Here is a 26769-nt window from a genome sequence, read left to right on the forward strand (position 1 = left end):
ATAATAAGCAAGGAAGCCAAATGCCGTTGTAGGGAGTCGGATAGCAGCGTAGTACCAATGAAGTTGGGTAATGCCGATGGAGGAAAGGCTGCTACTAAGTTATCACCCTTACTAGGGGCACATTACTACACTCAGTGGTAGTGATAATAAATGGAAACAAAACTAGTAAGGGTGTTTTCATGGAGACAGAAGACATGCTAAAAATGATTGAGAACTTAAATGATGAAGTTTAAAATAGAAGTTTTTAGATTTAATATTTGATGAATACTTTATTGGCGGCGGTGCTGTTAGACACACCATTGAAAATAACGAAAGAGAGTGAAGCTTAGATGCTTTGCTCTTTTTTTACGTCTAAAACGTCAAGGGATTTCGGCGAACCATTGTGAAATGTTACACTTCAACTAACGCCACAGGTTTGTTGAAGAAGAGAAGGTGAGTTTTTATGTCGCATTTGGCACATTATATGTACTAAGAAAATTAAAAAGGGCAATCAAATATAGATTGCCCGTAGAATTATTATTATTTATCTGGAAAGTCTACATGTAGTGGTGGAGGAACAAGCCAACCTTTACTTTTATTCAATCGTAACAATTTGGCACCTAGTTGAGCTTTACTCATATGGATTTGACCATACATCAAACCGATATCTTCTCTAGTGCACATACCCATGGCTTGACTGCATGCGACTAAACCTGCAGCTACATTCATTGAAAGTGAAGCGCTGATTTCAGGGTCGTAAAACCTTGCACCAGGTGGAATGTCCTCTAATCTAGCTTCCGGACGTTCAGGTGGTGCAGGAGGAAGCCCGATGCCATTTACTTTTAATATCTTTTCTAATTGCTTATTTTCATCTTTCATACTGCTAATAAATTCTTCAATGAGTTTTTCTAAATCTTCATCACCAGTGTGATTAACAAACGTTTGATATGCGGCTATCAACCCATTGTTTGTAGCCAGATTTGTCCATATACCGAACACTTCACCATAATGTAAAGGTTCATCCTTTGGATTTCCACTTAATATTCCCATAATCGCACTCCCTAACTACTCATAATTTTTTTCATACAGGTACTAGGATGTCCAGAGTATAAAAGATTATTCAACTAACGCTACCCTTATAAAGAGTATCTGCAATAAAACACTGATGTGTTGCACCCTTTATCATTGTTTCCATGTAACCGTAGATAACGGTTAAGGACTTGACATGGAGGATCTGTCATGAAAGGCTGAAGCAGGTGTTTTATCAGGCAAACCAGCCTATCAAATGATATTTTATTTAGTATAATTAGTTTGTTAAGAGGGGGAATTATCATGCCATTATCAAATGCAAATCTATACATTTGGAAGCCATTTTCAACATCACCGCCACCACCATTTACTCCAGCTGTTAGGTCAGCACTGAATAAGCTTATATTAATAACAGATTAAGGATCTGCGAAATATAAGCTCTTTCGCAGATTCGAAGGAGTAGACGATGAAATCTAAAATTCAGTTCTTATTATCAATGATAATCTTCGGTACAATTGGTGTATTTGTAAGATACATTGATTTATCTTCGAGTGAAATAGCTTTATTACGTGGTTTAATTGGCAGTTTATTTTTAACGACAGTCATGTTCATGATGAGGAAGAAAATTTCATGGGCATTGGTTAAAGTAAATGCTTTAGTTTTATTACTTTCGAGTATTGCATTGGGTGGAAATTGGATTTTCCTATTTCAAGCATACAAGCATACGACCATTTCTAACGCAGCATTAAGTTACTATTTTGCACCTGTTATTGTCCTGATTCTTTCACCAATTGTACTCAAGGAAAAGTTATCAGCTAAGAAAATAATCTGCATTGGTGTAGCCATGCTAGGTATGTTATTTATTGTTGGTAATGGTGGTGTTAGTGCATCTAGATTGGATGATTTAATTGGGATTGGTTATGGATTAATGGCAGCTGTATTCTATGCTTCATTAATGCTTCTAAATAAGTTTATCAAAAACATGGATGGTTTAATAACTACTTTTCTTCAACTTGGAACAGCGACAATACTACTCATGCCATATGTTTTCTTTACGGAGGGATTCGGAATTTTGGAAGTATCAAGTTCTTCCATTCCATTTATATTAATCTTAGGGATTGTACACACAGGTATTGGATTCTTGTTATTCTTCTCAGGTATGCAGAAATTAAAAGGGCAAAGCATCGCTGCACTAAGCTATGCAGACCCAATCGCATCATTATTGATTTCTGCTATTATCTTGCAAGAGCAAATGACATTTGTTCAAATGCTAGGTGGTGCATTGCTTTTAGGTTCCACATTTATTAGCGAAAATAAATCCATGAAATTCCCAAAAAGGTTTAAAAAAGCTAAATTACTTAACAAAACAGAGTGAAGCATGTGCTTCACTCTGTTTTGTCTATCTTCCATAGCTTAAGATATCTGTCACTTTAGACGGTAATTTGCACTTATCAGTTTGTTCCGACCAAACCGATCAAGTGAGTGAATATAAAGTACATCATTTTTTCGAATGATTCGTTTTAGCAATTGGTATTGTGCTCTTTCGAAATATTTCTCACTTTGTTTATCCATAAAGATGTCTCGTTCGCTTAGACCTAATTTGTGGAAAGTCCACCACTACTGGAATCCTAGCTCATTTAATGAATAATGATGGTTATCGAGTTCTTGCTATTGATATGGATTCACAAGGGAATTTGACAGAGCTTTTGTCCGGACAATCGTCTAATGAGTTTATAGGTAAATCAGTTCTTGAAGCGATGCAGCAGAATAATGTAAAAGAATTTTTATATTCGGTAAATGAAAATTTAGATCTATTACCGGCGAACAATTTCCTTTTGACTTTTGCAAGATGGATTTATACAGGGAAAACGTATACAGGTGATATCATTCCTTTTTCAGGAAGCCCTACGTTGGTTTTGGATAATCTATTGGAACAAGTAAGAGATGACTATGATTTTATATTAATTGACACACCACCATCTCTAAGTGAGCAAACAATAAATTCCTTGTGTGCGAGTGAATCTGTTGTTGTCATGTATGAATGCTCGAATTGGTGTTATTCTGCTGTACCTAATTTTATGGATTCAGTTGAGAGTGCTAAATAGTTTGGGATACGTGGTACTGAAGTGATCGGTATTTTAAGGACTATGAATGATGTGCGAAGAATTGATGCGAAAGCATTTAACGAAATCATAGCAGAGGACTTTCCAGAACTCGTATTTCAAACAGTGATTACGAGAAAAGCTCCCGTTGGACGATTGTCGTTATATGGATTTAAAGAAAATAAAGAGCTTAATAAAGCTCTAGAGCTTTATATACATTTTTATAAGGAGTTGATAGAACGTGTCAAAAATAGATGAAATTAAAGATTTAAAAAGGCAACAAAAAATAGTATCACCTTCTCAGGTTTTATCAGAAGAAATAAAAGAAGGAAACAACGTTTCTTTAAAAGTTGAAAGAAAGCGTGTTTCATTTGACTTGCGAACTGATATTCATCAAGAATTAAAGATGCAATCTGTTATTCAGGACAAAAATATATACATTTTAATTGAAGACGCTTTAATGAACTATTTAAAACAAAAATAACTTGATTTACTTTATAGATGAAAATATTGACCTTGCAGAGTTATTTTTACTGTGCTCAAAAAGATAAATTAAGCGTCAAGAAAAAGGAATCCATCTTCTTCGGGAATGGGTTTTTACGTTCTAATTATAGGGAAAGACAATACAATAACCTACTTGTTGTTTAATCATTTGTTTTTAATTTTTCAGAAACAACCCATTGCATTGAATGGGTTGTTTTTTTATGCAATCTTTTTTCTAAGGTTACAATAAAAAAACAGTATCATCCTCGCAGGTTTTATCAGAAGGAATAAAAGAATAAACAAAGGAAGTAATAAAAGAAGAAAACAACGTTTCTTTAAAGGTAGAAAGGAAGATTGTTTTATTTGACTTGCGAACTGATATTCATCAAGAATTAAAGCTGCAATCTGTTATTCAGGATAAAAACATTTACATTTAAATTGAAGAAGCTTTGATTAAACTATTTAAAACAAAAATAGCTCAATTAACTTTATAGGTAAAGATATTAACCTTGCAGATTTATCTTTACTGTGGTCAAAAATGGGAAAGTCATCTTCTTCGGAGGGTGGCATTTTTACGTTCTAAAATATAGGGATAGACAATATGGGATTGTCTGAACTAAACGATTGGTGCCTTACTCTTGTTAAGGTTTATTCCTTATTCTTTTTGTCCATAATTATAATGGAAGTAGTTGGTTTTACTTAACAGTATTGGTTATATAGTTTAAAAGAAACACTATATTCGGGGATATCAATTAGAGATAGAGAGAGTAATTTCTATTAATCTAAATACTAAAAGGATGTGAGCCAATGCAAAATCAACAATTTTTCGCACATATAAGAGGTGACGGTGCAGAGCAACTATTAGTAGACCATTTAAAAGAAGTGCAAGGGATTGCAGAGAATATTGGAGAGAAACTGGGTATACCGCACGTGACAGGATTGGCGGGGATGCTCCATGATATGGGGAAATATAGTGATGAATTTCAAAACTATTTACGCGAAGCACATGCAAATCCATTAAATCCACCAAAAAGAGGGAGTGTTAATCATTCTACGGTTGGTGGGAAATTTTTGATGGAAAAATATCACCTTACTTTTAATAAAGAAACGAAGTTCTCGCCAGCATTGATTGAATTTGTTTCAAATGTTGTTTTTTCACATCATGGACAATTACTAGACATGATTAATTCTGAAGGTAATTCCCCGTTCATTGATCGGATGACACCAACAAAACCTATTGAAATGTATAGTATTGCAGAACGACTTTTTTTGTGAAGTATACGAAGAGACGTACTTGTTCAAGTATATTGAGCAAGCCAATAATGAATTTAGTCAATTTATCAATTGAACTTTACAGAAAGTTAGTTCAGAAACCGAAGCTAAGGCTTTGATGAGAAAGACATTGGCACTACTAACAAAGTTTGTATTTAGTGCATTGATTGACGCGGATCGCCGAAATTCAAGAGAATTTGAAGAAGAGGTTAAGAAATCTGAGCCCATTACAAAAATAATTGACGCACTATTCGAACAATTATAATTCAAGTTAGAAGAGCAATTGCGAGTAAAACAAGTGCATGCTATACCAAATAATATTACGAAACTACATCAACAAATGTCTGATCATTGTTTTGAAAAAGCAGCATTGCCAACAGGGATTTATACATTATCCATCCCGACTGGGGAGGGAAAACGTTAGCGAGTCTTCGTTTTGCCTTAAGACATGCGCAGTTGCACAATAAAAAAAGAATCGTATACATTGTGCCATATACAACCATTATTGAACAAAATGCAGAGGAAGTACGACAAATACTAAAAGCTGAGGACTATATATTAGAACATCATAGCAATGTCATGATGAATGAAGTTGAAAATGATGATTTTGAAAATGTGTCCTATGAACAATATCAACAAATAAAAAAGCTGAAAATTGCTAAGGACGATTGGGATATTCCGATTATCTTCACGACGATGGTTCAATTTTTAGATACATTTAGAACATTGGTGATATTTAACTAGGTTGGAAGTGGAGGTGTTATTGTGACAAAGGTTAGAAATCAAATAGAGTTTGAAGTATATGGAAATTATGCTTTGTTTACAGATCCTCTGATGAAAATTGGCGGAGAAAAAATGACGATGCAAATTCCTTCGTTTCAAGCGATAAAAGGAATTACGGAATCTATTTATTGGAAACCATCCATTATGTGGAATATTGATGAAATACGCGTAATGAATCCAGTCAGAATGGAGTCAAAAGGTGTTCGTCCCATTAACATGAGTGGGGGTAACACATTAGCACATTATAGCTATTTGAGAGATCCGAAATATCAAGTAAAAGCCCATTTTGAATTCAACCATAACCGATTAGATTTAAGTGATGATTTCAATGAATTTAAGCATCACAATATTGCAAAACGATGTGTAAAAGCGGGTGGTCGACGAGATGTTTTTTTAGGAACAAGAGAATGCCAAGCATATGTAGAGCCTTGTATATACGGGGAAGGAACAGGTTTCTACGATGATATTGATGAAATGCATTTTGGCACAATGGTTCATGGGTTGAATTATCCAGATGAAACGGGACGTAATATGCTTGAAACGAGATTGTGGCAGCCTGTCATGAAGAATGGCTATATTCATTTTATTCGTCCAGAAGAATGTACACTTGTTCGTCCATTGCATGAAATGACAGCGAAATCTTTTGTTCTCGGTGAAACGATGCAAAGTGTCCATGAAGTCGGCAAAGAGTTAGAAGGAGGGGTGTAAGTGAGTTATTTAAGAGCACTATATTCAACATATGAAAATAATTTAGATGAAGTAGGAATAGTTTCCACGAAAGAAACAAGAGATCAAAAAATAATTGAATATATGTTACTGCCCATTTCACATACCACTCAAACTGCACATGTTGAATTGACGGTTAATCTCGATGGTACCTTTAATAACGCAAAAGTGATTAATAAGATTAGCACTATTTTACCTTTTACTGAGGGATCTGGGAGTCGAGCTGGCAAAAACTTTACTGCACCGCATGTTTTGCACGATAAGTTGATGTATGTAGCAGGAGATTATGTGGCGTATACAAATGACATAGAAAAAAGAGTTGGTTTTACGACTTATATACAACAGCTTAAGGAATGGTGTGAATCACCCTATAGTCATGAACACGTAAAAGCAATTTATAATTATGTGAAGCAAGGAACTGTCATTCGGGATTTAGTTTCTAGTTCGATATTATATCTAAATGAACTGGAGCTACTGAGCGCAAAGAAAGATTTGAAAATGGAAGATAAGCCAGAAATTTTTTCAGTTTTAACAGGAGAACAAGAAAGTACCTTTGTGCGATTTAATGTTCATATACCTGGTGACATAACAAAACCCATCTGGCGTAATAAAGACATTTTTGATGCGTATATAAACTTCTACAATACAAAGTTAAAAGAAAACGATATTTGCTATGTTTCCGGCGAAAATGCACCAATTATCGAACGCCATCCAAATAAGTTACGTAATTCAGGAGATAAGGCAAAGCTTATTTCTGCTAATGATAGTTCGGGATTTACATTTCGAGGCCGTTTTAAAGAAAGCATTGAAGCAGCTAATATTAGCTATGATGTATCACAAAAAGCACATAATGCACTAAAGTGGTTAATTGAACGCCAAGGAAAGACAATTGATGGACGAGTTTTTCTGATTTGGGGATCAAAAAATCCAGATATTCCACATGTTACGAATGATTTATCTGATGATACATTTACGGGTTTTAATAGTTTGTTAATGGAGTTTGAAACAGATGACTCATCTTATGTGGATACGAAAGAGGTATTGGCAAGGCAGTATAAGGAAGTTATTGCAGGGATTAAAAAAAAGGTGAATATTTCAGAAGTTGATGATGAAATAATCTATGTGTTAACGATTGATGCAGCAACACCAGGGCGTATAGCCGTATTATATTATCGAGATTTTCAAGTAAATGATTATTTGGAAAAAATACTAAAATGGCATACTTCTGCGAGCTGGCGTCAAGTGCATAAAAAAGATGATAAGTGGATTGAATATTATGGCTCGCCCTCTTTTTATACAATTGCTCATGCAGCTTACGGACCACACCCGAATGATAAAGTCATAAAAGGTGTCGTAGAACGTCTAATGCCTTGTGTATTAGATGGGAGAAGAGTACCGCTAGATATTATTAATAGTGCTATAGTTCGTGCATCGAATCCACAGTTTTACAAGCAAACATGGGAATGGAAGCGAGCGCTTACAGTGGCCTGTTCATTAGTGAAAAAACGATATGAGAAGGAGGGATACAAAGTGGCATTAGATAAGACAAATACAGATCGTGATTATTTATTTGGTCGTTTACTAGCTGTAGCAGATGTATTAGAACGTTCGGCTTTGGGAAAAGAAGGAAATCACTCAACGAATGCCCTACGTTATATGAATGCATTTGCAAGACAACCTGAACGGACGTGGAAAATAATTCAAATGAATTTACAGCCCTATCAAATGAGGTTACGAGAAAAAGGGATTCATTATTCGACGTTAATAGATGAGATTGCTTCAACGATTCGAATTGAAAGTTTCAACAACAAACCATTAAATGGGAAGTACTTACTTGGTTATTATAGTCAACGTCAAGATTTGTACACTAAAAAAGATAAAACAGATGAAGGAGAGAAATAAAACATGACCATTTTAGATCATAAAGTTGATTTTGCCGTTATTTTTTCAGTACACAATGCTAACCCGAATGGTGATCCATTAAACGGCAATCGTCCGCGTCAAAACTATGATGGCTACGGTGAAGTATCGGATGTTTGCATTAAACGTAAAATCCGAAATCGCTTGCAAGATTTAGGTGAAACTATTTTTGTACAATCAGATGACCGTGCAAACGATGGTTTTAAAAGTTTAAATGATCGTGCGGAGTCGGTTCCTGAACTAAAAAAAATTAAAGCTGACAAAAAAGGAAGTGCGGATTCATTTGCGTTATTAGCTAGTGAGAATTGGTATGATGTGCGTGCTTTTGGACAAGTGTTTGCTTTTAAAGGGGATTCTTTATCTGTTGGCGTTCGTGGTCCAGTATCAATCCATCCGGCTATTAGTTTGCAGCCAATTAACATCTCAAGCATTCAAATTACAAAAAGTGTAAACTCCGTCACAGGAGATAAAAAAGGCTCAGACACGATGGGTATGAAGCACCGTGTAGATTTTGGTGTATATAAATTTGTAGGCAGTATCAATACGCAATTAGCAGAAAAAACTGGTTTTAAAAGTGAGGATGCGGAACAATTAAAAGAAGCTTTAACTTCATTATTCGAAAATGATGCATCCTCTGCTCGTCCAGAAGGTTCTCTTGAAGTGCATAACGTATATTGGTGGGAGCATAATTCCAAGTTAGGTCAATATTCATCGGCAAAAGTCCATCGTTCATTAAAAGTTGACATGCCTGAAGATGCTAAGTCATTTGATGAGGTGACAATCCAATTAAATGAACTTGATGGATTGAGTGTTTATGAACTTGAAGGAATTTAATGTTGACGCGCATCCAACATTTTCAATTTTGTCAACGTCAATGTTGTGAAAGTTATGGGCTACGTATGCAAAACTCAGTATTTGAGTGCATATTAGATGCAACACAATTCAAACAACTTTAACTAACTTTAGCTGAAATTATCAATCATCAAGAGGATAGTTTGCGTTATTATCTTCTAGGTAATAATTATAAAAAGAAAGTAGAACATGTTGGTGCAAAATAGAAGATACACTAACTTTATGGTTTATTATTGGTACGAACCATAAGTGAACATAAAAACATAAGGGGATTCGCACCAAACGTTATGAGTGAAAGCTGTTTTTAGAAAAACGTCTTAGGTAGTACGAGTTATTATGATAATGTTTTTGGTGGAAAAAAGTAAAGAAATAATAATTTTTTACTTTTTTTCGCAGTCACCCCTTCATAGGGAGTGTGGATTGAAATTCTGGAATAGTTTTGAATACGATACCTAACTCGGTCACTCCCTACATAGGGAGTGTGGATATTTATTGGGGAAGTTGTACGGTTTCATATTGATGAAGCAATTTATGAAAATGGTCGAATTGATCCAAGAGGTTTAAACGCTGTTAGTCGTTTAGCTGGCGCTAATTACGCGACAATTGGTGACATTATTTCATTTGAAAGACCGAAGTAATGAATTACAATCCTTAGGCGAGTCATTAAAACTCCCAGTGTGGCTTGAATTTAGACGAGATAAATTAGAAATGAGTTTACAAAAATTAACTCATTTTGAAAGGAGAGAACAATAATTATGCACATATTTTTAAACAAGGAACAAATCCGGAGAAGCCAGTCCTTTTACTTTTACATGGCACTGGCGGTGATGAACATGGCTTATTGTCTTTAGCAGATATCGTGGATCCAGAAGCTTCTGTACTCAGCGTACGTGGAAATGTATTAGAAAACGGAATGCCTCGTTTCTTTAAACGCTTAGCTGAAGGTATATTCGACGAAGAGGATCTAATATTCCGTACAAATGAGCTCAATGCTTTTTTAGATGAAGCTTCAACGGAATATAAATTTGATCGTCAAAATATAGTAGCTATCGGTTATTCAAATGGAGCAAATATAGCCAGCAAGCCTTCTATTCCATTTTAAAGATGCCTTAAAGGGTGCGATTTTACATCATCCGATGGTGCCAAGACGTGGTATACCGCTTCCGGACTTAACACCCATGATTTTTTTGTTTATATTAATTTCTGTACGCTTTGCATAAATCAATTCTTATAAGGAAACAATATTCCAGAGAACTAATATTTATAAAGAATGAGGGAGATGTTTTTGAAAAAGACTCCACTAAATTTAGAGCTTCAAGAAAACATACAACATATAAAAAAGAAGCTAGGTGAAAGCACGGATATCGTTATTCGTGAGATTCGAATCGGTAAAGAAGGAACCTTTAAAGTAGGAATCTTTTATATTGATGGTTTGAGCAATACACCTTCTTTACAAAACTTCGTTATGGAAACATTAATGATTGATATATCCATTTCACAAACAGAAAATGAGGAATCTCCAAATTCAAATTTAATGAAAGCTTTGAAAGATTATGCTTTGACCGTAGGAGAAATTAAAGATGTCGCAAATTTTGAAGATTTATTCACCGCCCTTTTATCAGGGGATGTTATTTTACTAGTTGATGGGTACTCGGACGGTTTAATCATTGGTAACAAACATGTGATTGAGCGTGGTGTCACTGAACCATCCGCTCAAAGTGTTATCAGAGGACCCCGAGATGGTTTTTCTGAAAATGTACGCGTAAATACTGCGTTAATTCGTCGAAGAATTAAAGATCCATCTTTGTGGATGGAATCTAAAGAAATCGGAAGACTTACGAAAACAACTGTAGCTATTATGTATATTCATGGGGTTGCGGATGACAAAATTGTAAAAGAACTTCATTCGAGATTGGATCGTATTGACATTGACGGAATACTAGAAAGTGGAAATATTGAAGAATTCATACAGGATTCGCAATACTCCCCTTTTCCAACGGTATATAATACGGAACGGCCTGATGTTGTAGCGGCTGCACTGTTGGAAGGACGAATCGCCATTTTAGTAGATGGAACACCGTTCGTACTAATTGTTCCTGTATTATTTGTTCAATTCTTTCAGTCTTCAGAAGACTACTATCAACGTGCAATAATGGGTAGTCTAATTCGACTCCTACGATTTTTTGCATTTGGAATATCAATGCTTGCACCTGCTTTGTTTGTTGCAGTTATCACCTTCCATCATGAAATCATCCCACCTGCACTTCTTATCAGTATAGCCGCTCAACGAGAGGGTGTTCCATTTCCAGCATTTGTTGAAGCCGTTATTATGGAAATCACTTTTGAAATTTTGCGCGAGGCAGGATTAAGAATGCCAAGAGTTATTGGTTCTGCAATGTCTATTGTGGGAGCATTTGTTATTGGTACTGCTGCGGTAGAAGCTGGAATTATTTCAGCTGCCATGGTTATAGTTGTTTCAATTACAGCAATCTCTAGTTTTGTGTCCCCAACATATGACATTGCAATTGCCAGCAGAATATTACGCTTTCTTTTTATGGGAATCGCTGCTTCATTTGGATTATTTGGAATTATGGTGGCTTTAATTGCACTTATTTTGCATTTGACTAGTTTAAGTTCTTTTGGTGTTCCATATATGGCTCCTATAGCTCCATATAGTGCATCTGGACAAAAGGATACATTCATTCGTATGCCTATATGGAAATTACTTAGCCGACCCAAATATATTTCAAAAAATAGTGATAGGCAGAAATATTCGGCACCTACTAGAAAGGACAAAAAGGGAGCTGATGTTTAATTATGAAAAAAAGGATACTATCTCTAATTATTCTTTGCCTTTTTCTTACTGGTTGTTGGGATAAAAAAGAGCTCAATGAGCTAGCCATAACAATGGCACTGGGGGTAGATAAAATAGATGATGAATATCTGGTATCTGCTCAAGTTGTTGTGCCTGGAGAGGTGTCTTCGATGAAAGGAGGAGCTGGTCAATCACCAGTAACTCTCTTTCAAGCAAAGGGAGCTACAATGAATGACGCAATTCGGAATTTGGCATTAGTCTCTCCTCGCACTGGATATTTTGGTCATCTACAAATAGTGGTGATAGGTGAATCAATGGCGCAAGAAGGAATTGCAAGTATTTTAGATTATCTATCAAGGTATTATGAAATTAGATCGGATTTCTATCTGCTAGTTGCAAAAGAGACGGCAGCTGAAAAAGTATTGAATATTCAAACAGTTTTAGAAAGAATACCGGCTAATAATATATTTAATATACTTCATACCTCCGAACATAGATTGTCCAATACGAGAGCTGTGACTTTAGCTAATCTAATAGTTGATCTAGAGCGAGAAGGAAAGGAAGGGGTATTAACTGGGATTTACATAATAGGAGACGAGGAAAGTGGATCTAGTAAACAAAATGTTGAATCAATCACTCCTACCGCACAGTTAAAATTAGATGGCATAGCCGTTTTTAAAGAAGACAAATTAGTGGGCTGGTTGACGGATGAAGAGGGAAAAGCATATAACATTATTACAGATAAAGTAAAGAATACGCTAGGGACTTTGTCTTGCCCTGAAGGGGGAAAAGTGAATGTTCATGTAGATAGCCTCACTTCTAAACTCAAAAATACAATTGTCGATGGAAAACCAGAAATTGAAATAGATATTCAAATATCCGGTAATATAGGAGAAATAGATTGTGAAATTGATGTTACAAAAGAGGAAACGATAAAAATGTTGGAGAAAACTTACGAAGAACAAGTGGAGAAAAATGTAAATGAAACGATACAAGTAGTTCAAAATGATTTTCAATCAGACATTTTTGGATTTGGTGCAGCCATTCATCAAAGTAATCCAAAGGAATGGAAAAAGATAAAAAATCAATGGGATACTGAATTTTCTGAAATAAAAGTAACGGTTAAAGCGAAAGTGAATATTCGCCATTTTGGTACAGTCAATAATCCTATTCAAGAAAATATAAAGGATTAAAGGATATGCTGAATAGCTTAGGAATCTTATTGGTGGCGACTGTCATAATTATTATAGAAGTTCCTTCACTTTTAGAAAAAAAACAAAAAAAAGAACTAATAGTATTTTCGATTCTCCTTATTATAGGAGTCACTTTAAGTATATTACGAGCTTTTGGTATAAATATTCCAAATCCTCTAGATTTATTAACGTTCATTTTTAAACCAATGAATGATTTGATCCGTGTTTAAAATTTTTTTATTGCGACGAGCTTGCACAGGATCAAATACGCCAAGGCCTATTTGATCCTGTGCTTACAGAAAGGGGGGGATACGATGCAAAATGGTAAAATTAGCTCATTCCAATTTTTGGTTTTGGTTATATTTTTTGCGGTTGGTACTAGCATCTTACTCATCCCTGGAGTTTTAACTAATCAAGTAAAACAAGATGCCTGGATAGCTACAATACTTGGACTTGTAATTGGCTTAGTAGTTATTTGGCTATTCACTTTTATTGCTTCGTGGTTTCCAAAACTTACATATATCCAAATAAACGAAAAAGTATTTGGCAGAATACTAGGTAAAATGATATCTTTTTTAGTAATATTGATGGCTATAATTTATACAACAGTCTTAATATCTTACTCTGGAGTTTTCTTAATTACACAATTGTATCCCAAAACACCAATGGTATATCTAAACGTACTAATGGCTCTAATTATGGTAATGGCAGTTCGTCTTGGCTTAGAAACAATCGCTCGTACTGCTGAAATTTTAATATTTGTGTTTTTCTTTCTTTTTATCTTTTTAGCAGTAAGTATTTCTCCACAAATCGATGTAGAAAACTTAGAGCCTTTTTTTCAAGTTAACATAAATCCACTTTTTAAATCATCTCTTGGTTTAGCAGTTGTGACATCAGTCAATTCCATTGTTTTATTATTAATTTTCCCTGCATATGTAAAGGAAGTAGAGAAAGCAAGGAAATACTTTTTTGTTGGAAATATAATAGGTGGAATTGTTATCGTAGTTATTACCTTATTATGCATATTTGTACTAGGTTCAAATACAACTGCTCGTCAGATTTATCCGGGCTATGCATTAGCTAAAGTGATAAATATCGGAGATTTTTTAACGCGGATAGAGTCACTAATGGCAACATTATGGATTATGGGTTTATTTTTTAAGGTATCCATTTATTTTTATGCTGCCACTTTTGGCTTATCTCAAATTTTAAACATGAAGGATTATCGTCCTTTAACTTATCCCTTGGGTCTAATTGTTGTTGTGCTTTCTGTCATAATTTTTCCTAACATCGTATATCAGCAAACATTTAACTCAGAAACAGCAGTATCATTTTCATTGGTTATCGGACTATTTTTCCCGCTTTTGCTAGTAGCTGTATATATGATGCGAAAGAAAAAATTGAAAAAAGATCCTGACCACTCATGAATAGAATAAGACATTTATAATAACTGTTTACTTTTTAAATACAAAAGAGTAGCTGAGTAAACTTATTATATAAAAAGGATACAACGTCATTTTGGTAGTTATTATCCTTTTTTATGAAAAAGAACCCAATTCATGTGCAAATTTGAGCTCTTTTCGTGTGTTGTAAAAAAAGGCAACTTAAACATTAGATCTCTAAGGTTTTAAAGTCTCACTTAAATCTGGGTGTGTTCAAATTATCGGAAAGGTCTAAAAGTAAATAATGTCCAATTATTTTATTAACTCCTTGTTTTCAACGTCATTTGATTGGCGGAGTGCATCGTTTGTTTTACGTGCTTCTGCTAATTCATTATACAAGGATCTTATTTTTTGTTATATTGATCGTTCAGTTCTACATTTTTTGTTTGGTATGTACGTTCCAATTCAACGATCGCTTTCTCTCGTTCTAAGTCTTATTTATCCTCAAGCATTTGAATTACTTAAGAATGGTGCTGTTTCTAACCTTCCACAGTTTCTTCCGCTCTTGTAGCTTTTTTCTCAAATGCGTCAACTAGTGATTGTATATCTGCGAGTTGTTCCTTTGCACCAACTTGGAGATTATTTAATTGTGCCTTCAGTTCATTGTTTTCCGAGGCATAGCCTTTGTATTGCTCTACTAGACCACTTTAAGTATCATTTTTTTCTTTGTATTCTTCAATCAGCAACTGATTACGTTACTTTCCTTTTTCTTACTGGTTGTTGGGAAAAAAAGAGCTCAATGAGCTAGCCATAAAAATGGCACTTGGGGTGGATAAAGTTGTTGATGAATATCTAGTATCAGCCCAAGTTGTTGTGCCCGGTGAGGTATCGTCAAATGAAAGGAGGAACTGATCGTTCACCAGTAACCCTCTTTCAAGCAAAGGGAGAAAGGGACAAATGGTTAAAAAAAGACCGATTGTTTGATTATTAAAAAATTTAAAAGATAATTTGAAGATGGAAACGAAATAACTATAAATTGAACAAAATCCATACATGTTTTCTTTTCAATCGCTGTTCATCGACTAGTAATTTTTAAAGATGGGAGAGTACTAATTCAAAAAACCACCTTAGGTGATCCAAAAATGGATGGCCTAAGGTGGTTTTTTGAATTTTATTATAAAAAACAAACGTTAGGTTTTCTGTCATTATAATGAATTTAAAGTAACTAATTAGATTAAAAAAGTAAAATAATACCAAAATTAATAATAAAAATCTTTATTTTTATTAAACGGTGTTAGGTTTCCTTACATATTTTAATGACAAACAGAAATTAATGTGCTATATTTAAAAATGTAATTTACAGATAATTTGAAACAAATGAAATTTTCTGATTTGGTATCCGATAGTTAAGTATTATCTACTTCTGGAATGGGGAAGCAAAAACCGAAGACGTTGCTGTAGAAACCAATTTTCTTATGAAATATATTTATTTGAATAACTAATACATTTTTGGGGGGATTTATGACATGAAAAAACAAAAAATTGTACTTATTGGTAATGGTATGGCAGGAATTCGAGCGGTAGAGGAAATATTGAAATTGGCACCTAATCGGTTTAAAATAACGGTTTTTGGAAGTGAACCTTATCCAAACTATAATCGGATTCAATTGTCGAAAGTTCTTCAGGGAGATACGGAAGTAGCGGACATTACACTTAATACTTGGGAATGGTATGAAGAAAACGGAATTTTGTTATACCCAGGAGAAACAGTAATTGAAATTGATACAGACAATCAAATAGTATCAACAGATAAAAAACGTCAAGTGAAATACGATAAATTGATTATGGCTACTGGTTCAGATCCATTTATGTTACCACTACCAGGAATAGATAAAGAAGGAGTAACTGCTTTCCGTAATATCAAAGACTGTGAACTAATGATTAGTGCTTCTGAAAACTATAAGAAAGCAGTCGTTATTGGTGGTGGATTATTAGGTTTGGAAGCTGCAAGAGGACTACTTAATTTAGGGATGCAAGTAGATGTTGTCCATCTTTCTGATTGTTTAATGGAGCGTCAGTTGGATAAAACGGCTGGAAAAATGTTGCAAAAAGAATTAGAAAATCAAGGAATGAATTTTTTGTTAGAAAAACAGTCTGCTGAAATAACGGGTCTAGATCGTGTTGAAGGTTTGAAATTTAAAGATGGTGAAGAGGTCAAAGCTGATTTAGTCGTTATGGCTGTTGGAATCAAACCGAATGTGACGTTGGCAAATGAAAGTGGTATCCAAGTCAACCGGGGAATTATTGTTAACGATTACTTAGAAACAACTGTACCAAATGTGTTCGCAGTCGGTGAATGTGCAGAACATAGAGAAATGGTGTATGGACTCGTTGCACCACTGTATCAACAAGGACTAGAAATGGCCAAACGAATTTGTGGTATAGATAGTGAAGGTTATCAGGGCTCTGTTTTATCTACCCAGTTGAAGGTATCCGGTGTGGATGTGTTTTCTGCAGGAGAAATCAATGAAGATGAAGATACTAAATCGGTAAGAGTATTTGATGATTGGCTTGGAGTTTATAAGAAGGTACTTGTAAAAGAAGGGAAAATTACTGGTGCGGTTTTGTTCGGAGACACGCAAGATGGTACTCGTTTATTAAGCTTAATCAACAAAAAGGCAGCAATTGAAGAATACATGGATAATGCTCGCTCAGAAGAAACTGGTTTGGATCTCATTGCATCAATGCCGGATGAAGAAATCATTTGTGGTTGTAATGGTGTAACGAAATGTTCCATCGTTGAAGCGATTAACACTCAAGGTTTGACGACGTTTGAACAAGTTAAAGGATGTACAAACGCATCAAGATCGTGTGGAGGTTGTAGGTCTCTTGTTACTGATTTATTGGCATATACAGTAGGTGATGCATTTGAACAAAACCAAAAAGAATCCATTTGCGGATGTACAACTTTATCCAAAGATGAAGTAATCGAAGAAATTAAGGATAAGGGATTGTCGCATACAAGAGAAGTTATGCATGTTCTTGGTTGGAAGTCGGAAGAGGGCTGTTCAAAATGTCGACCTGCTTTGAACTACTACTTGGGAATGCTCAATCCGCTTGAGTATAAAGATGAAAAAGAATCGAGATATGTTAATGAAAGGTTGCGTGCCAATATTCAAAAGGATGGTACGTATGGAGTTGTCCCTCGTATGTATGGAGGTGTAACTAATTCAACGGACTTACGTAAGATTGCGGATGTAGCTGATAAATATGATGTGAAACTGATTAAAGTAACTGGAGGACAACGTATTGATTTGCTAGGGGTTAAAAAAGAGGATTTGCCAAGTATTTGGGCTGAGCTGGATATGCCATCTGGTGCTGCATATTCAAAAGGGTTACGAACAGTGAAAACCTGTGTTGGAGCCGATTTCTGTCGATTTGGAACCTCTGATTCTATTGGATTAGGAACTAAAATGGAGAAGAAATTTGAAGGAATGAATGCACCGCACAAAGTGAAAATGAGTGTGTCAGCTTGCCCAAGGAACTGTGCTGAAGGTGGTATTAAAGATGTCGGAGTGATTGGGCTCGACGGAGAGTATGAGATATATGTCGGTGGGAATGCCGGTACTCATATGCGCCAAGCGGATCTTCTTGCCAAAGTGAAAACGGAAGAAGAAGTAATAGAAATGACAGCAGCATTCCTTCAATACTACCGTGAAACGGCAAACTACTTAGATCGCACATCGGTATGGGTTGAAAGGTTGGGAATTGAACATATCCAGACCTATCTTTCAGATGAAAAGATGTTCAAAGAGTTGAATCAAAGAATGGATGAGTCCTTGTCGATTGTTCAAGATGGTTGGAAAGAAGTATTAGAAAGCGAAACAATGGTAAGAGATCTTTATCAAAATGTGAATATACCTGCAGGTTCAAACTAATCTTATACAGGAGGATGAAAAATGGAACAACTATTAAATAGAATTTGTGTAGCGAAGTTTGATGAACTTCCGGAAAATTTAGGGAGAAGAGTCCATGTAGGGGAAGGTAACTTAGAAATAGCCATTTTTAAACTTGCAAACGGGAATATAAAAGCAATCGAAAATCGCTGTCCGCATAAAGGTGGCGTACTTTCTGAAGGAATAGTAAGTGGGGAACTTGTATTTTGCCCAATGCACGACTGGAAAATTAGCACCTGTGACGGGAAAGCTCAAGGACCTGACATTGGTTGTGTAAAAACTTATAAAGTGGAAGTAGAAGACAATGATGTATATCTCTTAATAGAAAAATAATTACTAAGAAGGAGGAATCAGATGTCTTATATAAAGCCGGATCAAGTAATAGAAAGTATGGTTCAATCAGGTGCTATAAAAGCTAAGTTATCTATTCAAGACTTATTAATAAGAGGGGGAATAGCTGGAGCGTTGCTTGGAGCTGGAACCACTCTAGCATTTACTGCAGAAACGCAAACGCAATTGGGGATTATAGGCGCGCTTCTTTTCCCTGCTTGTTTTGTCCTAGTCATTCTTCTTGGTTTAGAACTTGTTACTGGAAGTTTCGCTTTAGTGCCATTGGCCGTTTCGGAAAAGAAAGCAACTGTGAAGGAAATGCTGACTAACTTTTTCTGGGTTATTGTTGGTCATCTAATAGGTGCTTCTCTTTATGCATTATTATATGTGATTTCAGCTACCCATTTAGAGAATATACCCGTAGCTGATCATGCTGTTGCACAAAAGATTGTCAACGTGGCTGAGGCAAAAACATTAGCATATTCGGCATTAGGGTCTAGTGGAGTACTTGTTGTCTTTGTAAAAGCAATCCTTTGTAACTGGCTTGTATGTCTAGGAGTTGTTATAGGGATGACATCACTATCAACTATAGGGAAAATAGCAGCAATGTGGCTTCCAATTTTAATGTTTTTTGCACAAGGATTTGAACACGCAGTAGTTAATATGTTCGTTATACCTGCGGGAATGATGCTCGGTGCGAATGTTACGATGGGTGATTGGTGGTTATGGAATCAGATTCCAGTGCTAATTGGAAATCTTGTAGGTGGTTTGCTATTTACTGGTCTTGCACTATATGTAACACACCGAGGAATAGAGAAGAAAAGTTTAATAACGAACGAATACAAACTTGAACAGAAGGACAATGAAGAGATCGGACTGCAAATGGGAAAAGTATATACAAAATGATGTTCCTAGACTAAAACCTCGAACTGTGACTTTGGTAGCGAGCGATATAATGTTTACAACTTGAACCAACTTTTAACCAGAATATCTTACAAGATGTGAAATTACTAACAAATATGGAATGAGGAATTAGTAATGTTAAAAGGGTTAGTGGGTAAGAGTGTTGTCATTGGTGGTTCACGTAAAATTGTAGAAATAAGTACATTAATTGAAAAGCAGGGGGGAACTCCACTTAGTCGCCCACTTCAAGGAACTGTATTTTTAGCGGAAAATGAAGTAGAGCCCTCGTTGTTAAGTTTAGTTCATGAAGGAACAGACTGGCTCATTTTCACAACTGGAATTGGTATTCAAACACTTTTGGACTTATCTGGGAAACTTGGTGTAGAAGAGCCATTCTTACGTAGAATCCAGCAAGCTCAGGTGGCTTCTAGAGGGTATAAAACATCAAATGTACTAAAGCGTTTAGGGATTAAACCAAAAGCGGTTGATGAGGACGGAACCACTCAAGGATTAATTCGTTCTCTAGAAAACTTAGATTTCTCAGAAAAACGTGTAATGGTTCAGCTTCATGGTGAATCAGTACCCGAACTAATTAAGTTTCTTGAAAACAAAGGAGCTTCTGTAGATACGATTTTTCCTTATCGGCATATTGCTCCTAATTCAGAGCCAGTTGCAACCTTATGTATGGAACTATTAAACAAACAAGTGGATGCTGTATGTTTTACAACGAAGATTCAAGTTCGATCACTTTTTGACTTCGCAAGAAAAAATGGCTGCTTGACTGATATTTTACATTCTTTTAAAGAAGGAACAATAGCTGTTGCCATCGGTAAAGTTACTGCGGAGACTTTAAGAGAAGAAGGAGTAGAGCGATACATTATGCCTAGAAATGAGCGAATGGGAGCTATGATTGTAGAGCTATCAAATTACTATAAAAAAAATGAAGATGAGAAAGGGTGGTAATAGAATGGCTACTGGAACTGTTTATTTAGTTGGTGCGGGCCCTGGAGATTCAGATTTAATTACAGTAAAAGGTTTGCGTCGATTGCAGTCTGCAGACGTGATTTTATACGATCGATTGGTCAATGCGGAATTGCTTGAACATGCGAAGGAAGGCGCTCAGCTTATCTATTGCGGCAAACTTCCACAGTATCACACAATGAAGCAGGAAACAATTAACCATTTTCTTGTGAAATATGCTAAAAAAGGGCTTGAGGTGGTCCGCTTAAAAGGAGGAGATCCTTTTGTATTTGGCCGCGGTGGAGAAGAAGCAGAGGAATGTGCGAAACATGGTGTAGCCTTTGAAGTGATACCTGGCATTACAGCAGGTATCGCAGCGGCAGCTTATGCAGGTATTCCGGTTACCCATCGAACATTGAGTAAAAGTTTTGCCTTCGTAACTGGCCATCAAGCTGGTGATAAGGAAGCTGAGCATCAATGGGATCATTTAGTGAAAGCGGTAGATACAATTTGTGTGTATATGGGAGTTTCCCAGTTACCGAATATCATTAATCGTTTGATTGAAAATGGTAAATCACCGAAAACTCCTATTGCACTTGTGCATTGGGGAACATTAAGTGAGCAGTGTACTGTAATCGGAACTCTTGAAACGATTGAGGCGCGTGTAAAAGAATCGAACATTTCCAATCCAAGTATGATCGTCATTGGTGAGGTGGTCCGTCTTCATGATAAACTTAACTGGTTTAATCAAGAAATTGCGCCTCATCTACCAGTTATACACGGATAATTGGTGAAAGGAGAAGTCGATAATGAAAGCGATACTCTACGTAGGTCATGGCACTCGCTCGAAAAAAGGGGCAGCAGAAGCAAAGCAATTTTTACAAAGTGTGATTGAACAGACCCATGGCTCCATTCAGGAGATAAGTTTCCTAGAATTGACTCATCCATTTATTGAAGAAGGATTTGAGCTTTGTATAAAAAAAGGGGCAACAGAAATAACAGTCGTCCCACTGTTCCTTTTAGCAGCTGGTCACATTAAAAATGATATACCAGAAGCACTTACACCCCTAATAGAAAAGTATCCGAACGTCCAAGTAAAAGTTGCAGATCCATTTGGTGTACAACATCAGATTTTGGATGCGATTGCTGAGCTAGTAAAAGAAAAAGCAGGTGAATTGAACGGGCAAGAAGCCATTTTGATTGTAGGAAGAGGTAGTAGTGATCCGGTCATTCATGAAGCATTTGCGATGATTGGAAAAGGTTTGGAACAACGCCTTGGAATTAAGCATAGCCGTTTATGTTACCTGGCTGCGACCACTCCAACATTTCAAGAGGGCATTGAAAGTATCACCCAGGAAACAAAAGACCGTGTAATCGTCATTCCTTACCTGTTATTTGGAGGGCTCCTTCTGAATGAAATAAACGCGGAAGTGAAATCGAGACAAAAAAATGGCTATCAAATTTTGCACACAGATTGCCTGAGCCGACATCAAGTCATTCGTAATATCGTCATTGCTCGCGCAACAGGAAAGGAGGATGAGTATGCAACCACTCGTTATTAATTTAACTGATAAGAAAGTCGTAATTGCTGGAGGTGGGAGAATCGCAGCCCGAAAAGCAAGGGTGTTGGGAGCCGAACAGGCTAATATAACCTTTATTGCCCCCGTATTCTCGGAAGAAGTTCTTGAACTTTGTATCGATAAAGAATATAAAATTGTTCAGCGAAAAGTGATGGTTGCTGATTTTAAGGAAGCTTTTCTTGTCATCTTAGCTACCAATGACCGAGAAGCGAATAGAATACTAGCAAACTCTCTCCCTCCTTCCCAGTTGGTCTGTGTTGTAGATGAGTCAGGGGAAGGAAATGTAACCTTTCCCGCGACAGTTCGACGTGGACACCTACAAGTTGCGGTTACTTCAAACGGAGCAAGTCCGAAGCTCACTCGTAAACTGAAAAAGGAATTGGAACGACAATTTGATGAATCTTGGGTACCCTATACGGCATTTTTAAACAAATGCCGTGAAAAAATTAAACAGCTTCCGATAACATTTGAAGAGAAAAATGAACGATTATGGGAACTCCTGGACACACGCTATCTACACGATAACAATGCTCAAAAGCTTAAATGGGACGAATTGGATTCGTACAAAAACAAGTCTCTCTTAACAAAGCAAAGCACGTAGGCTGCTGTCCACCAGAAATGGGACGGGGTCAACACACCTATTATTTAAACAGTCAGTTGCCGGTATTCGACCGGTGACCAATAGTTTAATTTTGTTGAATCCAGATATTGTTATAATAATAAATGTAGTCATTCACGGTATTTTCTACGATTGCCGTTATAGTCCGTGTAAGATTGTGATGAAAGAACCTTTCCGACTTTAATGATGAGTGGAAGGATTCAATCGGGGTATTATCAGCCGGCGTTCCCTTTCGGGACATACTCATGGTAACTTTTTCTTTTATTGCAGCTTGATACGCATAAGACGTATATACAGACCCCTGGTCACTATGAATGGTACAAGCATTCAGTGAAGGTGGAAGCTGATTTAAGGTATCTAAGACTAGATTGACATCTTGTCTGTGCTGTTTTAAATAGTGATTCTCCTCCTTAAGCTTCTCCAATTCATCGACGTGTTCTGGCCCTTTACCAAAGGTATATTGTTTTCCAACGGGTTGTTGAAAACGATATATTTCACCATTGCGATACCATTTCCTTCAAACTCGTAATTGTGAATTATTTTTTATGCCGAGACGCTCCATTACTTCAGCTACAGGAACACCTGCCATTCTCAATCGTATTGCTTCTTCTTTCACTTTAACCGGATAACTGACTCTTGTAACCATAGAAAAAACACCCCCAAGTTGGATTTAGGTAGTATATACCCAAATTTCAACGTAAAGGTGTTTTAATTTGTCTCAGCCTATGGGGTCAGTCCCAATTCACTTTATTTACTGCTTATTGCCGATAATAAATACTTCTTTTTCAAGCTGAATCACTTTGTGTGTTAGAAACTTCATTTCTGATTTTCCAGTATCATCTGAAGCTATTAGTTGTATTGTGGTTTCTTCAAATTGCCCGCCGATTCCATCAAGTTTTCATCAATTTTTCCAAGACGTAATTCTACTTGATTAAGTCTTTCATCAATTACATCAAGTCTTTCATTAACTTCAGAAAATCCTTGTTTCATACGTTCATTCATTTGTGTTAGCATGGCCATAACTTGGTTTTCCATCTGTATCACTCCTGTTTTTTAAGTATACAGGATGTCGAATTTATTAGCACCTCACAATTTTAACCACCCAATTAATAAATGCTGTGTTTAGTGAAAAATAGTGAATTGAAACATAGACACGGGTATGATACGATCTCAACCACGGGTCTATTTGGCATGGAAATAATTCAAGGGGCCACAGCGATATTCGCAGTCAATCTCAAGCGAACACTCACGCACGAGGTCGTTATGGGCTTCTTTTAATTCGACTTAATATTACAATTCGTCGTTCTAGAATATAGGCATAGACAATGTGAGATTATTCAAACGAATGACTAGTATATCCATTAAGTGCATTGAACCTTGTGCACGGTGCTATAATACATAGAAGAAACTTATAGAAGAAAAAAGGTGAAGTCATGCAAACTACAATCGAAATTCTTGATAAAGAGCGAATAGAAATGAGTAACTTACTTGTTAATAAATCGGAGTATAGCCAATACCTAACCCCTGTTTCGGTAGCAAGATTTATGGCTAGCTTATTTGATAAGAAACAAAACGAAACCCTAAAAATACTAGATGCTGGTGCAGGTATTGGAACATTGACTGCAACTTTGATAGAAAGACTTGCTCAGGAAGAGGTATCTAGCGTCAATTGTACAGCAGTAGAGGTTGACGATATCTTAGGCAGTCGGATTCCAGATACTTTAGCATCATTTGAATCTCAATTAGAAATTAATCTAAATAGAGTTTCTGAAGATTTCATTCTATGGGCAGTTGAAGTGTTAGAACAGCAATTAACCCTATTCAATCAAGCTGAAAAGGGATTTACTCATGCCATTTTAAATCCTCCTTATAAGAAAATAAGAAGTAATTCTATTCATAGAAAGTTACTTAGAAGCCAGGGAATTGAAACGGTTAATCTTTATTCCGCCTTTTTAGCATTAGCAATAAAACTGTTAGCTCCTGGAGGACAAGTAGTAGCCATTATTCCACGTAGTTTTTGTAACGGTCCATACTACAAGCCATTTAGGGAATTAATTTTAGAAGAAACAGCTATAACGCATTTACACTTATTTGAATCTCGAAATAAGGCATTTAAAGATGATGAGGTTCTTCAAGAGAATGTGATTATCATGCTAGAGCGTGGTGCAACTCGAGAGAAGGTGAAAGTTTCTACCTCAACAGATGATAGTTTTGTTGATTATCATGAAGATCTCTATTCTTTCGAAAAAATTGTTCAAGAAAATGATACAGAAAAATTCTTTCATATCCCGACTTCTCATGAAGCAGGTATTTTAGATTTATTTCCTTCAGTCGCATTCAGCTTAAAAGATTTAGGCATCAGTGTATCTACGGGTCCTGTCGTAGGGTTTAGAACAAAAGAAAACTTGCGTATGCTGCCAGAAGACGGAAGTGTGCCTTTACTCTATCCGACACACATTGAACCCACTGGTGTGAGATGGATAAAAGCAGATTCCAAAAAGCCCAATGCCATTATGAGAAACGATCAAACCGAGAAAATGTTTTATCCCTCAGGTTTTTATACGATTGTCAGAAGGTTTTCTGCTAAGGAAGAACGCAAAAGGGTGATTTCTGGCGTTGTTATACCTGATATGTTTAATTCACCTGTACTTGGCTTTGATAATGGTCTAAACGTCTTGCATCAACAAAAGAATGGTTTAAAGGAAGAAGTGGCCTTCGGTTTAAATGTTTATTTAAGCTCAACTTTAGTCGATAAATATTTCCGACTTTTTAATGGACATACCCAAGTAAATGCAACGGATCTAAGAACGATGTTGTTTCCTTCACTTGAAGTTCTAACAGCACTTGGCACTTGGTACTTGTCTTTAAACCATATGGCAACACAAGAACAAATTGATGAAAAGGTAGAGGGGATACTGTAGTGGAGACAAGTCATTCGAATATAAGCCAAGCAATCGACATTCTAAAAGAATTAGGAATTCCAAAAGCTCAACATAATGAAAGGTCAGCACTTTGCTTGTTAGCTTTGTTGAATTTAGGACCGGACAAAATGTGGCATCAAGCCGAAAAAAGACTTATTGGAATTACGCCTATGATGGAATTTAGTAGAAGTCAGTATAACAAAGAGTATGCTCCGAATTCACGAGAAACGTTTAGACGTTTTTCTATGCACCAATTCGTAGAAGCAGGAATTGCAAAGTACAATCCAGACAAACCCGAGCGACCTGTAAACAGTCCGAAAGCAGTCTATCAAATCGAAGAAGAAACATTAGAGCTAATTAAGAAGTATGGGACAGTCGAATGGGAACTAGCACTTACAGAGTATCTTAAAGGACGAAAGACATTAGTAGAAAAATATGCAAAAGAGAGGATTCAAAATAAGGTTCCTGTACAGATAGCTCCGGGGAAAGAAATTCTTATTACTCCAGGTGAGCATAGTGAATTGATCAAATCGATTATTGAAGAGTTTGGTCCACGCTTTGTTCCGGGAGGAGCTCTGATTTATGCTGGCGATACAGGTGAAAAAATGGGGTATTTTGATGAGCCACTTCTAAAAGAATTAGGTGTGGAAGTAAATTCACATGGGAAAATGCCTGATGTTGTTATTTATTATCCTGAAAAAAAGTGGCTGATTTTAATTGAATCTGTAACGAGTCATGGTCCAGTCGATGGAAAACGGCATGGTGAACTGGAAACGCTATTCAAGAATTCAAAAGTGGGCATTGTATACGTAACCGCATTTCCTAACCGTTCTCTCATGGCAAGGTACTTAAATGAAATAGCCTGGGAAACAGAAGTATGGGTTGCTGATGCACCTTCCCATTTAATTCATTTCAATGGAGTACGTTTCTTAGGACCATATTGATTTTATACATAAATGCCAAA

Annotated in this window: 24 protein-coding genes and 6 pseudogenes; 26 read left to right on the forward strand and 4 right to left on the reverse strand. The window is 36.2% G+C overall.

All coding sequences use genetic code 11. The annotated features are described in order from the left end of the window. Nucleotides 1–519 precede the first annotated feature (519 nt). Complete coding sequence (locus C7437_RS15145; RefSeq protein WP_111440858.1) at nucleotides 520–1029, reverse strand: DUF3231 family protein; 510 nt, start codon at nucleotides 1027–1029, stop codon at nucleotides 520–522. Nucleotides 1030–1474: 445 nt separating this feature from the next. Between C7437_RS15145 and C7437_RS15150 the strand changes: the two genes are divergently transcribed. Continuing rightward, entirely contained in the window at nucleotides 1475–2383 is a 909-nt protein-coding gene (locus tag C7437_RS15150; RefSeq protein ID WP_111440859.1) for a DMT family transporter, read from the forward strand. An 80-nt stretch (nucleotides 2384–2463) separates the two neighbouring features. Here C7437_RS15150 and C7437_RS17240 read toward each other — a convergent pair. After that, nucleotides 2464–2610: pseudogene (locus C7437_RS17240) on the reverse strand (recombinase family protein); the annotation flags it as partial. On the opposite strand from C7437_RS17240, the pseudogene C7437_RS15160 reads away from it, so the two are divergent. The 23 genes and pseudogenes from C7437_RS15160 (at nucleotide 2607) to C7437_RS15270 (ending at nucleotide 22866) form a co-directional block, all read left to right on the forward strand. Continuing rightward, nucleotides 2607–3368: pseudogene (locus tag C7437_RS15160) on the forward strand (ParA family protein). The pseudogenes C7437_RS17240 and C7437_RS15160 overlap by 4 nt on opposite strands. Next, nucleotides 3352–3594, forward strand: coding sequence for a hypothetical protein (locus C7437_RS15165; protein WP_111440860.1), 243 nt, complete (start codon nucleotides 3352–3354; stop codon nucleotides 3592–3594). Before C7437_RS15160 ends, C7437_RS15165 begins: the two are co-directional and overlap by 17 nt. 806 nt (nucleotides 3595–4400) lie before the next feature. Next, on the forward strand, nucleotides 4401–4868 hold the full coding sequence (locus C7437_RS15175) for a CRISPR-associated endonuclease Cas3'' (RefSeq protein ID WP_111440861.1): 468 nt from the start codon (nucleotides 4401–4403) through the stop codon (nucleotides 4866–4868). A gap of 127 nt (nucleotides 4869–4995) precedes the next feature. After that, complete coding sequence (locus C7437_RS17365; protein WP_281269979.1) at nucleotides 4996–5130, forward strand: hypothetical protein; 135 nt, start codon at nucleotides 4996–4998, stop codon at nucleotides 5128–5130. Between the two features lie 18 nt (nucleotides 5131–5148). Then, the gene (locus C7437_RS17015; protein WP_170122390.1) at nucleotides 5149–5289 is read left to right on the forward strand and encodes a hypothetical protein; all 141 of its coding nucleotides are present in this window, start codon (nucleotides 5149–5151) and stop codon (nucleotides 5287–5289) included. Beyond that, nucleotides 5259–5609, forward strand: a complete 351-nt coding sequence (locus tag C7437_RS15180; protein WP_245909310.1) for a DEAD/DEAH box helicase — start codon at nucleotides 5259–5261, stop codon at nucleotides 5607–5609. Before C7437_RS17015 ends, C7437_RS15180 begins: the two co-directional genes overlap by 31 nt. Nucleotides 5610–5630: 21 nt before the next feature. Then, a complete protein-coding gene (gene cas5c, locus C7437_RS15185; protein ID WP_111440863.1) occupies nucleotides 5631–6356 on the forward strand; it encodes a type I-C CRISPR-associated protein Cas5c in 726 nt (241 codons plus the stop codon). Then, nucleotides 6357–8276 carry a type I-C CRISPR-associated protein Cas8c/Csd1 gene (gene cas8c, locus C7437_RS15190; protein ID WP_111440864.1) on the forward strand — a complete coding sequence of 640 codons (1920 nt, stop codon included), beginning with the start codon at nucleotides 6357–6359 and terminating at the stop codon, nucleotides 8274–8276. Between the two features lie 3 nt (nucleotides 8277–8279). Then, entirely contained in the window at nucleotides 8280–9128 is an 849-nt protein-coding gene (cas7c, locus tag C7437_RS15195; RefSeq protein ID WP_111440865.1) for a type I-C CRISPR-associated protein Cas7/Csd2, read from the forward strand. Beyond that, nucleotides 9128–9352: pseudogene (gene cas2, locus C7437_RS15200) on the forward strand (CRISPR-associated endonuclease Cas2). The gene cas7c and the pseudogene cas2 overlap by 1 nt, the downstream one beginning before the upstream one ends. Nucleotides 9353–9622: 270 nt before the next feature. Beyond that, nucleotides 9623–9784 (forward strand): annotated as a pseudogene (locus tag C7437_RS15205) (flavin reductase family protein); the annotation flags it as partial. A gap of 125 nt (nucleotides 9785–9909) precedes the next feature. Next, nucleotides 9910–10318, forward strand: a pseudogene (locus tag C7437_RS15210) (alpha/beta hydrolase); the annotation flags it as partial. A gap of 107 nt (nucleotides 10319–10425) precedes the next feature. Next, on the forward strand, nucleotides 10426–11961 hold the full coding sequence (locus C7437_RS15215) for a spore germination protein (protein WP_245909309.1): 1536 nt from the start codon (nucleotides 10426–10428) through the stop codon (nucleotides 11959–11961). Nucleotides 11962–11963: 2 nt separating this feature from the next. Continuing rightward, nucleotides 11964–13154 (forward strand): Ger(x)C family spore germination protein, encoded by a 1191-nt coding sequence (locus C7437_RS15220; RefSeq protein ID WP_111440867.1) that lies wholly within the window; start codon nucleotides 11964–11966, stop codon nucleotides 13152–13154. Between the two features lie 5 nt (nucleotides 13155–13159). Beyond that, the gene (locus C7437_RS15225) at nucleotides 13160–13384 is read left to right on the forward strand and encodes a hypothetical protein (protein WP_111440868.1); all 225 of its coding nucleotides are present in this window, start codon (nucleotides 13160–13162) and stop codon (nucleotides 13382–13384) included. An 84-nt stretch (nucleotides 13385–13468) separates the two neighbouring features. Beyond that, the gene (locus C7437_RS15230; protein WP_111440869.1) at nucleotides 13469–14581 is read left to right on the forward strand and encodes a GerAB/ArcD/ProY family transporter; all 1113 of its coding nucleotides are present in this window, start codon (nucleotides 13469–13471) and stop codon (nucleotides 14579–14581) included. 1481 nt (nucleotides 14582–16062) lie between these two features. Further along, nucleotides 16063–18474, forward strand: a complete 2412-nt coding sequence (nirB, locus tag C7437_RS15240; protein ID WP_111440870.1) for a nitrite reductase large subunit NirB — start codon at nucleotides 16063–16065, stop codon at nucleotides 18472–18474. A gap of 21 nt (nucleotides 18475–18495) precedes the next feature. After that, nucleotides 18496–18825: a nitrite reductase small subunit NirD gene (gene nirD / locus C7437_RS15245; RefSeq protein WP_111440871.1), complete on the forward strand. Its 330-nt coding sequence runs from the start codon at nucleotides 18496–18498 to the stop codon at nucleotides 18823–18825. A gap of 21 nt (nucleotides 18826–18846) precedes the next feature. Beyond that, nucleotides 18847–19728, forward strand: coding sequence for a formate/nitrite transporter family protein (locus C7437_RS15250; protein ID WP_111440872.1), 882 nt, complete (start codon nucleotides 18847–18849; stop codon nucleotides 19726–19728). A 132-nt stretch (nucleotides 19729–19860) separates the two neighbouring features. Further along, nucleotides 19861–20688 carry a uroporphyrinogen-III synthase gene (locus C7437_RS15255; RefSeq protein WP_111440873.1) on the forward strand — a complete coding sequence of 276 codons (828 nt, stop codon included), beginning with the start codon at nucleotides 19861–19863 and terminating at the stop codon, nucleotides 20686–20688. Between the two features lie 4 nt (nucleotides 20689–20692). After that, entirely contained in the window at nucleotides 20693–21472 is a 780-nt protein-coding gene (cobA, locus tag C7437_RS15260; RefSeq protein WP_111440874.1) for a uroporphyrinogen-III C-methyltransferase, read from the forward strand. Nucleotides 21473–21494: 22 nt separating this feature from the next. Continuing rightward, nucleotides 21495–22247 carry a sirohydrochlorin chelatase gene (locus C7437_RS15265; RefSeq protein WP_111440875.1) on the forward strand — a complete coding sequence of 251 codons (753 nt, stop codon included), beginning with the start codon at nucleotides 21495–21497 and terminating at the stop codon, nucleotides 22245–22247. Further along, nucleotides 22228–22866 (forward strand): precorrin-2 dehydrogenase/sirohydrochlorin ferrochelatase family protein, encoded by a 639-nt coding sequence (locus C7437_RS15270; RefSeq protein ID WP_111440876.1) that lies wholly within the window; start codon nucleotides 22228–22230, stop codon nucleotides 22864–22866. The genes C7437_RS15265 and C7437_RS15270 overlap by 20 nt, the downstream gene beginning before the upstream one ends. A 44-nt stretch (nucleotides 22867–22910) precedes the next feature. Here the strand turns inward: C7437_RS15270 and C7437_RS15275 are convergent. Both C7437_RS15275 and C7437_RS15280 read right to left on the reverse strand, forming a co-directional pair. Further along, nucleotides 22911–23530: pseudogene (locus tag C7437_RS15275) on the reverse strand (transposase). A gap of 203 nt (nucleotides 23531–23733) precedes the next feature. Further along, complete coding sequence (locus C7437_RS15280) at nucleotides 23734–23919, reverse strand: hypothetical protein (protein WP_111440877.1); 186 nt, start codon at nucleotides 23917–23919, stop codon at nucleotides 23734–23736. A gap of 398 nt (nucleotides 23920–24317) precedes the next feature. Between C7437_RS15280 and C7437_RS15285 the strand changes: the two genes are divergently transcribed. Both C7437_RS15285 and C7437_RS15290 read left to right on the forward strand, forming a co-directional pair. Continuing rightward, nucleotides 24318–25805, forward strand: coding sequence for an Eco57I restriction-modification methylase domain-containing protein (locus C7437_RS15285; protein WP_111440878.1), 1488 nt, complete (start codon nucleotides 24318–24320; stop codon nucleotides 25803–25805). Beyond that, complete coding sequence (locus C7437_RS15290; protein WP_111440879.1) at nucleotides 25805–26749, forward strand: BsuBI/PstI family type II restriction endonuclease; 945 nt, start codon at nucleotides 25805–25807, stop codon at nucleotides 26747–26749. The genes C7437_RS15285 and C7437_RS15290 overlap by 1 nt, the downstream gene beginning before the upstream one ends. Nucleotides 26750–26769 lie beyond the last annotated feature (20 nt).

The organism is Psychrobacillus insolitus, assembly GCF_003254155.1.
Taxonomy (GTDB): Bacteria; Bacillota; Bacilli; order Bacillales_A; family Planococcaceae; genus Psychrobacillus; species Psychrobacillus insolitus.